Origin of the sequence: Microbispora sp. ATCC PTA-5024 (assembly GCF_000511135.2) — a bacterium.
Lineage (GTDB): Bacteria > Actinomycetota > Actinomycetes > Streptosporangiales > Streptosporangiaceae > Microbispora > Microbispora corallina.
This window is the reverse complement of sequence record NZ_KI866522.1, coordinates 2503821-2513792: the sequence shown is the minus strand read 5'-3', so window position 1 is coordinate 2513792 and position 9972 is coordinate 2503821. Positions and strand designations below refer to the sequence as shown.

General features: G+C 70.8%; 9 protein-coding genes. 3 read left to right on the top strand and 6 right to left on the bottom strand.

The features are described 5' to 3' along the window. Positions 1 to 201: 201 nt before the first annotated feature. Entirely contained in the window at positions 202 to 477 is a 276-nt protein-coding gene (gene rpsT, locus MPTA5024_RS11405) for a 30S ribosomal protein S20 (protein ID WP_036322302.1), read from the bottom strand. Between the two features lie 133 nt (positions 478 to 610). Further along, positions 611 to 1657, bottom strand: a complete 1047-nt coding sequence (locus MPTA5024_RS11400; RefSeq protein WP_051457942.1) for a hypothetical protein — start codon at positions 1655 to 1657, stop codon at positions 611 to 613. 121 nt (positions 1658 to 1778) lie between these two features. On the opposite strand from MPTA5024_RS11400, the gene lepA reads away from it, so the two are divergent. Together lepA and MPTA5024_RS11390 are read left to right on the top strand one after the other, a co-directional pair. Beyond that, a complete protein-coding gene (lepA, locus tag MPTA5024_RS11395; protein ID WP_036322301.1) occupies positions 1779 to 3608 on the top strand; it encodes a translation elongation factor 4 in 1830 nt (609 codons plus the stop codon). A gap of 51 nt (positions 3609 to 3659) precedes the next feature. Further along, complete coding sequence (locus tag MPTA5024_RS11390; RefSeq protein WP_036323964.1) at positions 3660 to 4283, top strand: MOSC domain-containing protein; 624 nt, start codon at positions 3660 to 3662, stop codon at positions 4281 to 4283. Positions 4284 to 4400: 117 nt separating this feature from the next. Here MPTA5024_RS11390 and MPTA5024_RS11385 read toward each other — a convergent pair whose 3' ends face one another. Continuing rightward, complete coding sequence (locus MPTA5024_RS11385) at positions 4401 to 5660, bottom strand: glycoside hydrolase family 18 protein (protein ID WP_036323963.1); 1260 nt, start codon at positions 5658 to 5660, stop codon at positions 4401 to 4403. 220 nt (positions 5661 to 5880) lie between these two features. Then, the gene (locus tag MPTA5024_RS11380; RefSeq protein WP_036322299.1) at positions 5881 to 6807 is read right to left on the bottom strand and encodes a CDP-diacylglycerol diphosphatase; all 927 of its coding nucleotides are present in this window, start codon (positions 6805 to 6807) and stop codon (positions 5881 to 5883) included. A gap of 385 nt (positions 6808 to 7192) precedes the next feature. Between MPTA5024_RS11380 and hemW the strand changes: the two genes are divergently transcribed. Beyond that, positions 7193 to 8413 carry a radical SAM family heme chaperone HemW gene (gene hemW / locus MPTA5024_RS11375; protein WP_036322298.1) on the top strand — a complete coding sequence of 407 codons (1221 nt, stop codon included), beginning with the start codon at positions 7193 to 7195 and terminating at the stop codon, positions 8411 to 8413. Between the two features lie 6 nt (positions 8414 to 8419). Here the strand turns inward: hemW and MPTA5024_RS11370 are convergent, their stop codons facing one another. After that, positions 8420 to 9229: a DUF3097 domain-containing protein gene (locus MPTA5024_RS11370; protein WP_084369561.1), complete on the bottom strand. Its 810-nt coding sequence runs from the start codon at positions 9227 to 9229 to the stop codon at positions 8420 to 8422. Between the two features lie 40 nt (positions 9230 to 9269). Further along, on the bottom strand, positions 9270 to 9953 hold the full coding sequence (locus MPTA5024_RS11365; protein WP_051457941.1) for a hypothetical protein: 684 nt from the start codon (positions 9951 to 9953) through the stop codon (positions 9270 to 9272). Positions 9954 to 9972: the final 19 nt, after the last annotated feature.

Genomic DNA, 9972 nt, shown 5'->3' with positions numbered 1-9972 from the left:
CGCACAGAGCGGCGGACGCGGGCCGGGCGCGGGGCCCGGGCACAGGAGGCGGGCCCGGCACCCCGGCACCCCGACGCCCGCCGCACAGGGCGGCGGACGCGGGACAGGCTCAGGACGCGGCGCCGGGCGGCGCGGGGCCGGGCATGTGAAAACGCCGCACCTCCCGTGGGGGAGATGCGGCGCGGGAAGCCCTCGAGGGACTTACTTGCCGGCGGCCTGCAGGGCGGCGGCGCGCTTGGCGATCGCCGACTTCCGGTTGGCGGCCTGGTTCTTGTGAATGACGCCCTTGCTGACGGCCTTGTCGAGCTGCCGCGAGGCGGCCTGGAGCGCCACGAGCGCGTCGTCGACGTTGCCCTGGTCGGCGGCCTCGCGGAACTTGCGGACCGCGGTCTTCAGGGACGACTTGACGGCCTTGTTGCGAAGCCGGCGCTTCTCGTTCTGCCGGTTCCGCTTGATCTGGGACTTGATGTTCGCCACGAAGAAGCCTCAGTTACGTCTTGGTCGGATGGGGCGCGCGGGCTGATGAGAGGGCGCGCCACACGCAGTTGTACAGGATACCAACAGCCGGCTGCGTCGCTCAAATCACGCCGCCCGGCCGCCGCCTGCCGCCTCATGGTACCCCGGAAACCCCGGACGACTCCGCATCCCGGCCCGGACGGACCCAGCCGTCCTCGTACTCCCGCCAGTCCTCCTCCGTGGCCGCGAAGTCGACGTACAGGGCGAGGCCGATGGCGGTCCTCGGGCCGTGCCCGGACAGGGCCAGCCGGGCGCCCTCGGCCGCGACGGCGACGCTCTCCGCGCGGTCGGCGAGCGGCATGCCGTGGTCGTGGTACGCGGGCGCGCCGATGAGCAGCGTCTTGTCCTCGGGCACCAGGTCCATCCCGAGTGTGGTCTGGCGCACGACGTGGCCGCCGTACAGGGACCCGAGAGGCGTCCACGAGTCGTACGTCATGATCGCGACCTGGTCGGTCAGACCGGCGATCTGCCGGAAGTACGCCGGCGTCCAGTACTTGTCGTGCCCGATGATCAGGCGGGACGGCGCGCGGGTGCCGGGCAGCGGCTCGATCTGCTGGGTGGAGACCGACAGCAGCCGGTCGCCGATGGCCCGCCTGGTCTCCCGCAGGACGGCCGGCAGCGCGGGGTCGCCGCTCGGGACGGGCTCGAAGTCGTAGTGGACGCCGTCGTAGCCGAGGCCGACCAGGGTCCGGGCGCCCGCGACGATCCTCGCCTGGACGGCCGGGTCGGCCAGATCCAGATGATGGAGCCCGTTGTCGTTCACGGTCTGCCCGAGCCAGGCCGACACCCGCACCCCCGGCAGCCGTTCCCGCCACCATTTCAGGAAATTTCTGGCATTGGGGTATCGGTCGGGCGGCAGAGTCCCGTCGTACGCGAACGGCCCGCTGTGCACGTACACGTCCTTGATCCCGCTCGCCCGGATCCGTACGGCGAGGGCGTCGACGTCCGCGGCCGTGCGGCGGCCGTCGACCCACGCGTGCCCCATCCAGAGCGCGTCGTGCCCGGTGGTCCCCGTCCACGCGGCGGGTGAGCCGGTGTACTGGACGCGCAGGGCGACGGCCGCGGCGAGCAGCAGCACAATGGGCACGGCGGCGACCGGCGCGGCCCACCGCAGGACGCGCCTCGTGTTCAAGGCAAGCATCCGGACATGCCACCATGGAGGGTGGCTGGTCCGCCAGCCCTTGACGGGAGGGCCCGCCGAGCGCGGCGAGGCGGCCCGCCCGACCGGCAGTCACACCCCAACTTTGTCGAAACGGACCTCGGTGCGCACTCAGCCTGGCCAGACCGACCCCGCGTTGATCCGCAACTTCTGCATCATCGCGCACATCGACCATGGCAAGTCCACCCTCGCCGACCGGATGCTCCAGCTCACCGGCGTGGTGGACGAGAGGTCCATGCGCGCGCAGTACCTCGACCGCATGGACATCGAGCGGGAGCGCGGCATCACGATCAAGTCGCAGGCCGTGCGGCTCCCGTGGAACGGCCACGTCCTCAACATGATCGACACGCCCGGCCACGTCGACTTCACCTACGAGGTGTCGCGGTCGCTCGAGGCGTGCGAGGGCGCGATCCTCCTCGTGGACGCGGCGCAGGGCATCGAGGCGCAGACGCTGGCCAACCTCTACCTGGCCATGAACGCCGACCTGCACATCATCCCGGTCCTGAACAAGATCGACCTGCCGGCGGCGCAGCCCGACAAGTACGCCGAGGAGATCGCGGGGCTGATCGGCTGCGACCCGGGCGACGTGATGCGGGTGTCCGGCAAGACCGGTGAGGGCGTCAGGGAACTGCTCGACCACGTGGTGGAGCACGTCCCGGCGCCCGTCGGGAACGCCGACGTCCCCGCCCGGGCGCTGATCTTCGACTCCGTGTACGACACCTACCGGGGCGTCGTGACGTACGTCCGGGTGGTCGACGGACACCTGTCCAAGCGCGAGCGCGTGCTGATGATGTCCACCGCAGCGCAGCACGAGCTGCTGGAGATCGGCGTCATCTCGCCCGAGCCCATGCCGTCCGATCGGGGCCTCGGGGTCGGCGAGGTGGGCTACCTGATCACCGGCGTGAAGGACGTGCGCCAGTCGCGCGTCGGCGACACGGTCACCAATGCGGCCAAGCCCGCGGCCGAGCCGCTGGGCGGCTACGAGCACCCCAAGCCGATGGTCTACTCGGGGCTCTACCCGATCGACGGCGACGACTACCCGGAGCTGCGCGAGGCGCTCGACAAGCTGCGGCTCAACGACGCGGCGCTCGTCTACGAGCCCGAGACGTCGGCCGCGCTCGGCTTCGGCTTCCGCTGCGGCTTCCTCGGCCTGCTGCACATGGAGATCGTGCGCGAGCGGCTGGAGCGCGAGTTCAACCTGTCGCTGATCTCGACCTCGCCGAACGTCATCTACCGCGTGGTGATGGAGGACGGGCGCGAGGTCGTCGTCACCAACCCGTCCGAGTTCCCCGCCGGCAAGATCGCGGAGATCTACGAGCCGATGGTCAAGGCGACCGTGCTGGCGCCGGCCGAGTTCATCGGCGCGATCATGGAGCTGTGCCAGGGCCGCCGCGGCCAGCTCCAGGGCATGGACTACCTGTCGGAGGACCGGGTCGAGATCCGCTACACGCTCCCGCTCGGCGAGATCATCTTCGACTTCTTCGACCAGCTCAAGTCGAAGACCCGCGGATACGCGTCGCTCGACTACGAGCCGTCCGGCGAGCAGGACGCCGACCTGGTGAAGGTGGACATCCTGCTCCAGGGCGAGACGGTCGACGCGTTCAGCGCGATCGTCCACCGCGACAAGGCCTACTCGTACGGCGTGGAGATGGCCAAGAAGCTCAAGGAGCTCATCCCGCGGCAGCAGTTCGAGGTGCCCATTCAGGCCGCCATCGGGGCCCGCGTGATCGCCCGCGAGAACATCCGGGCCATGCGCAAGGACGTCCTCGCCAAGTGCTACGGCGGTGACATCAGCCGTAAGCGCAAGCTGCTGGAGAAGCAGAAGGAGGGCAAGAAGCGGATGAAGATGGTTGGCCGGGTGGAGGTCCCCCAGGAGGCCTTCGTCGCCGCCCTCTCCACCGAGGCGCCCTCCGCCGACAAGGGGAAGAAGTAGCGCCCCTTAATCCATTAGCACCAAAACTTGTCGTTCGGTTACCTTCTGCCCATGAGGATTCTCTCCGTCAATGTGGGCATGGCGCGGGATGCCGAGTGGGCCGGAGACCTGGAGCGCACGGCCATCGACAAGCGGCCCGTCGAGGGGCGGGTCGCCGTGCGGGAGAACGGGCTGGCGGGCGACGAGCGAGCCGACGTCGCCAACCACGGCCACCCCGACCAGGCGGTCTACGCGTACGCCCGGGAGGACTACGACTGGTGGGAGCCCCAGATGGGCCGGTCCCTGCGGGACGGCCAGTTCGGGGAGAACCTCACGACCGCCGGCGCCGACCTCACGAACACGCTCCTCGGTGAGAAGTGGCGGGTCGGCACGGCCCTGCTGGAGGTGACCGCGCCGCGGGTCCCGTGTGTGGTGTTCCGCAACTGGCTCGACGAGCGCGGCTGGGTCAAGCGCTTCACCGCGGCCGGGCGCACAGGGGCGTACTTCCGCGTGGTCGAACAGGGGGACCTGGGCGCGGGCGACGGGGTCGAGGTGCTGGAGCGGCCCTCGGCCAGTGTGACGATCGGCGAGGCGTTCCGGGCCTACCACGGGGACAAGGACCTGATGCGGCGCCTGCTCGCCCTGCCCGGCCACTCCGACAAGTGGGACCGCGTCGCGCGGCGCGTCCTCGGCTGATCGCGGTACGCCCCGCGGGGAAGGAGGCCGGACCACCCAGGAGATCCGGCCCCCTTCCGCTCGTGGCCGTCAGCGCAGGACTTCGCGGCCGTCAGTCAGCGCGGGACCTCGTGGCCGTCAGCGCAGGACGGAGTACAGCGCCGAGGTGAGGGAGCCCTTGGCGTCGTCCTGGTCGATCGACCAGATCATGGAGCCGCCGAGGCCCTTGAGCCGGATGTAGGCGGCCTTCTCCAGCAGCACGGCAGGGTCGTCGTACGACCAGAACTCGGTGCCGTCGTAGAGCCATAGGGTGCCGGTGCGCAGGTCGCGGTAGCGCTTGCCCGGCTTGTTCACGAGGTTCTTGTAGTCGTCGCTGCCCGGGGCCCAGGTGCCGGGGGCGGGGCCGGTGGCCGGGGCGTACAGGCCGTTGCCGGTGGAGGTCACGCCGGTCCAGCCCTGGCCGTACGCGGGGACGCCGACCACGATCTTGCGCGCGGGGGCGCCGCGGCTGATGAAGTCGCGCACGGTCTGGTCGACGCTGTAGCGGACCGGGTTGGGGTCGCGGGGGTCGGTGAGCAGATTGGACTGGTGGCCCGTGCGGTTCTCCCACGGACCGTGCAGGTCGTAGCCCTGGACCGTGGCGAAGTCGAGCTGGTCGAAGACCTTGGCGACCTCGAAACCGGCGTCGATCTTGGCGGCGGCGGCCGGGAGGAACGCGGTGAGCTGGGTGTTCCTGTCGAAGGCCCGCATCTGACGGCGCAGCTCGGCCAGGAAGAGCGTGTAGTTGCGCCTGTCCTCGGGCCGGATGACGTTGCCGTCGTTGCCCGAGGAGCCGGGCCACTCCCAGTCGAGGTCGATGCCGTCGAACACGCCCGCCCCGGCGCCGGCGGGCAGGCCCGGCAGGTCGCCCTTGAGCCACAGGTCGACGCACGAGGCGGCGAGCCTGGCCCGGGACTCGGGGGTGAGAACGGCGTCGGAGAAGTACTTAGAGCCGGTCCAGCCGCCGAGCGAGACCAAAACCTTCAGGCCCGGGTGCTTCGCCTTGAGCTTCTTGAGCTGGTTGAGGTTTCCCTTGAGCGGCTGGTCGACGGCGTCGGCGACGCCGTCGACGCTCTCCTCGGCGGACACGCCGCGCTGCCAGTCGGCCCAGGGGTCGGCGGAGTAGCAGGTGCCTTCGGGGCCCACGAACCCGAAGGCGTAGTTGAGATGGGTCAGCTTCGCGGCCTCGCCGCTCGTCTCCACGTCCTTGACGTGGAAGTTGCGCCCGTAGATGCCCCACTGGACGAAGTAGGCCACCCGCTTGTAGCGGTCCTCGGCGGCGGGGTGGGCCTGGGCCGCCGCCGGAGCCAGCCCTGCCGCCAAGGTGGCGGCGACCGCCACGGCGAGGGTCCTTCTCATGAGCACGCCGGCCTCCCAGGCAATTCTTATAGGAAAGTTTCCTGTAAATTGCCGTGATCGTAGACCCCGGTCATCGGGGCGTCAATGGCACGCCCGGGTGGCCGGCAGGCCGAGGAGAGGCTCACCGCGGTCGGCCCGGCGCGTGCCCGGAGGGCGCGCCACCGCGATCGTGCGGGCCGGCGTCGTCCTGCAAGCGGTCGTGGACAACCGCTGCCGGGGCTCACGGATGCATGAGGAGCAACGGGTCGCAGGTGTCGGTTCCGGTCAGCTTGGGGTTGTTAGGGTCTCTCAGCACCTTCTCGCTGTTGACGATGTAATAGCCTCCGGCGGGCCGAGGTATCACGATCAACGTCTGATACTGCATGAGCGCCTGCGCCTGGGCCGTGGTCCCTCCGTGCCCGAGAGAGGTCCTCAGCATGGTCCTGAGCATGGCGAAGAGATTGTCGTGGCCGAACCCGGGCCAGATGAGCACCCGGTAGGTGTGCGGGATGAGCCCGAGATTCTGGCTGAGACCCCGGATCGACACGCGCGAGTCCGCCCAGTTGGCCACGGTTCTGGCGGCCAGGTTGTCCTGGGCGGCGAGGTCATGCGAGGACTCCCCTCGCGCCCGCGCCATGTGGATGTGCAGCTGGTTGAAATCTCTGGCCTGCTTCGAATTGATTCCCAGTCCCACAGGGGCGGGAACGACGGTGGGAGGCTGGGTGGCGTAATAGTCGGCGGCACTCCAATAATTCGGTGCGCTGCTGCCGCAGATCCAGGAACATTCGATGCCGTAGATCCGCTCGGTGGGGACGAGAATGTAGTTGACGTAGTTCTTCTTGCTCTGGTTGCCGGCCATCACCACGTAGTCGGCATGGTTCTGCCGGCAGGTGTTGTTGCTGTGACACTTCTGGCTGCGCTGCCAGAGAGAGTCCGAGTCGGTGGTCTTGCCGCACTCCTTGGGGTCTGGCCCTTTGCCCGCTGAGGACGCGGCCAGCGCGTGCCCGGCACCGGAGAGGATGCCCGCGCCCGCGAGCACGCCGGTGCCCGCCAGGCCGGAGAACTGGATGAACCGGCGGCGCGTCAGCTCGCTCGCCTCGTCGTTCGACCGTTCGCCGTCACGCATGATTACCCCCGACAACCCTTGAAGATCGATGTGCCCGGCCACGTTGATCCCCTCGCGATCGGCCGATAAAAGCCCCTGGCGCAGCCTTGAGTTGCAGCAGGAAAGACCGAAACCCTTTCCCTGGGCGCTGCGAGAACCCCACTCTCGGGCGTGCACGGCGACTGGCCTCACGAGGGCGATGATTTGTGATGGCGGTGCGCGGCGGCGGAGCGGGCGCGCATTAAAATGACCGGCACGCCATATCGTGCGATATGGGGTGAGTGCCTCAAAGATGGATGGGTTGGTACTTCCCTGATGGAGGCGTACGGTCTCCGGCATTCGCCCCCCGAGTCTTCCGGTGGGAACCGGCGCCCCGCCCCGAGCCGGAGACGGACCCCGATGATCGGGGCGTCGATGGCAGCGCCGGAGTGACGGCAGACTGGGAGACGTGCCTTCCGTTCTTCCCGACGGCGACCCCGTCCCGGCCTCCGGCGAGCTGCCGCCCGGCGCGCTCGACGGGCTCGGCTCGCGCCCGTTCGGCTTCTACGTGCACGTGCCGTACTGCGCGACCCGCTGCGGCTACTGCGACTTCAACACCTACACCTCTTCCGAGCTGGGCCCCGGCGCGGACCGGCGCGACTACGCCGCGACGGTGATCGAGGAGGTGCGGCTGGCCCGCCGCGTGCTGGGCGACGCCGCCCCGCCCGTCGAGACCGTGTTCTTCGGGGGCGGCACGCCGACGCTGCTGCCCGCCGCCGACCTCGTGCGGATCCTCGACGCCATCGGGGAGGAGTTCGGCGTGCGCCCGGACGCCGAGGTGACGACCGAGGCCAACCCCGAGTCCGTGGACCACGCCTACCTCAAGGAACTGCGGGAGGGCGGCTTCACCCGGATGAGCTTCGGCATGCAGAGCGCCGCCGGTCACGTGCTCGCGGTCCTCGACCGGCGGCACACCCCCGGCCGCCCCGCGCAGGCCGTACGGGAGGCACGTGAGGCCGGGTTCGAGCACGTCAACCTCGACCTGATCTACGGCACGCCGGGGGAGACCGACGACGACTGGCGGGCCTCGCTGACGGCCGCCCTCGCCGCCGGGCCCGACCACGTCTCGGCGTACTCGCTGATCGTCGAGGACGGCACCCGCCTCGCGGCGCGGATCCGCCGCGGCGAGCTGCCGATGCCGGACGACGACGTGGCGGCCGACCGCTACCTCATCGCGGAGGAGATGCTGACGGCCGCGGGGATGGGCTGGTACGAGATCTCCAACTGGGCGCTCGACGAGGAGGCCCGCTGCCGCCACAACCTGCTCTACTGGACGGGCGGCGACTGGTGGGGCGCGGGGCCCGGCGCGCACAGCCACGTCGGCGGCACGCGGTGGTGGAACGTCAAGCACCCGGCCGCCTACGCCGCCCGCCTGGCCGGCGGTGCCTCCCCGGGGCACGCCCGGGAGGAGCTGTCCGCGGCGGACCGGGAGGTGGAGCGGGTCATGCTGGAGCTGCGCCTGGAGAGCGGCTTCCCGCTGGCGGACCTGCAGCCGCGCGCCCGTACGGCCTGCGCCCGGGCTCTGGCGGACGGGCTGCTGGAGGTCGAGGCGTTCAAGGCGGGCCGGGCCGTCCTCACGCTGCGCGGCCGGCTCCTCGCCGACGCCCTGGTCCGGGACCTGACCTTCTAGCCCGGGCTAGGAGACCGGGTCGGTGACGAAGTCGATGAGCTCCTCGACCCGGCCGAGCAGCTCGGGCTCCAGGTCGGCGTAGGTCCGGACACGGCCCAGGATGTGCCGCCACGCCTCCTGGGGGTCCATCCGCCAGCCCAGCGCGGCGATCACGCCCTCCTTCCAGGGCACCCCGCGCGGCACGTCCGGCCAGGACGGGATGCCGAGAGCGGACGGCTTCACGGCCTGCCAGACGTCCACGAACGGGTGGCCGACGACGAGCACGTGGTCGCCGGACACCTGGGCGGCGATGCGGCTCTCCTTCGAACCGGGGACGAGGTGGTCGACGAGCACGCCGAGCCGCCTCCCGGGCTCGGGGGCGAACTCCGCGACGATGGCGGGCAGGTCGTCGACGCCCTCCAGGTACTCGACCACGACGCCCTCGACCCGCAGGTCGTGCCCCCAGATCCGCTCCACGAGCGAGGCGTCGTGGACGCCCTCGACATAGATCCGGCTGCCCTTGGCGACCTGGGCCCGCAGGCCCTCGACCGCGATGGAGCCGGACGCGCTGCGCAGGGGGCCCCTGGGGCCCGCGGCCGGCCGTACGAGGGTCACCGGCCGGCCCTCCAGGAGGAACCCGGCGGGCGTGAGCGGGAAGATCCGCCGCCGCCCGAACCTGTCCTCCAGCGTCACGGCCTCCTTGTCGCAGGCCACGACCGCCCCGCAGAACCGGCCCTCCGCGTCCTCGACGACGAGGTCGGGCTCCGCGGGGACCTCCGGGATCTGCCCTCGCCGGGGCCGCCGCCAGTCGCCGGAAAGCACGTCCCGCCCATACATGCCGGGAACGCTAGCAAATCGGAGGCCGCGCCGCGGGCGGTCAGGCGGCGCCGCGGCGCCGTGCCCCGGCCCGCCGGACGAGCACCACGACGGTGACGACGACGGCCGACAGGAAGCCGACCACGGGCAGCGCCAGGAACGCGACCGCGCCCCCCACGATCTTGCCGGCGTTGGCCGCGAACTGCTTGCCCACGCCGAACCTGACGCCCTCGCCCTCGCAGGTCACCTGGTACGTCGCGGCCTTCGGCACACCGACGTCGAACAGCAGCTCCCACGTCGTGCCGTTCACCGAGACGGTCTGGGACGCAGCGGGCTTGGTCAGCGTGACGGACGGGTCCTGGCCGTCCCCCACCTGGCACTGCACGTTGGTCGGCTGGTCGGCCGCGGCGTAGATCGCCGGCTTGTCGTGCGGGTCGAGCGCGACGCTCACGGTCTGGCCGCTCGCGAACGTCGTGGACGGTGCGGTGTCGTCGATCGTGGAGAAGATCCCGCCCGCGAGGCCGCCGACGCCGGCGACCACCAGGACGACGAACAGCGCCCAGGCCAGGAAGATCCACAGAAGCCGGGGGCGTACGGGACCGGACGCCTGCGGAGGGCCGTACCCGCCGTACGGGCCGTACGACGGCGGGAAAGCGGGGGTGGGCCCGTACTGCTGCCCGGGGGTCGCGTCCCGCGGCAGCCGGACGGTGGCGTCGGCGGGCCCCTGGGGGAAGTTCTCGCTCATGGGCGGAAGCTTCGCGTAT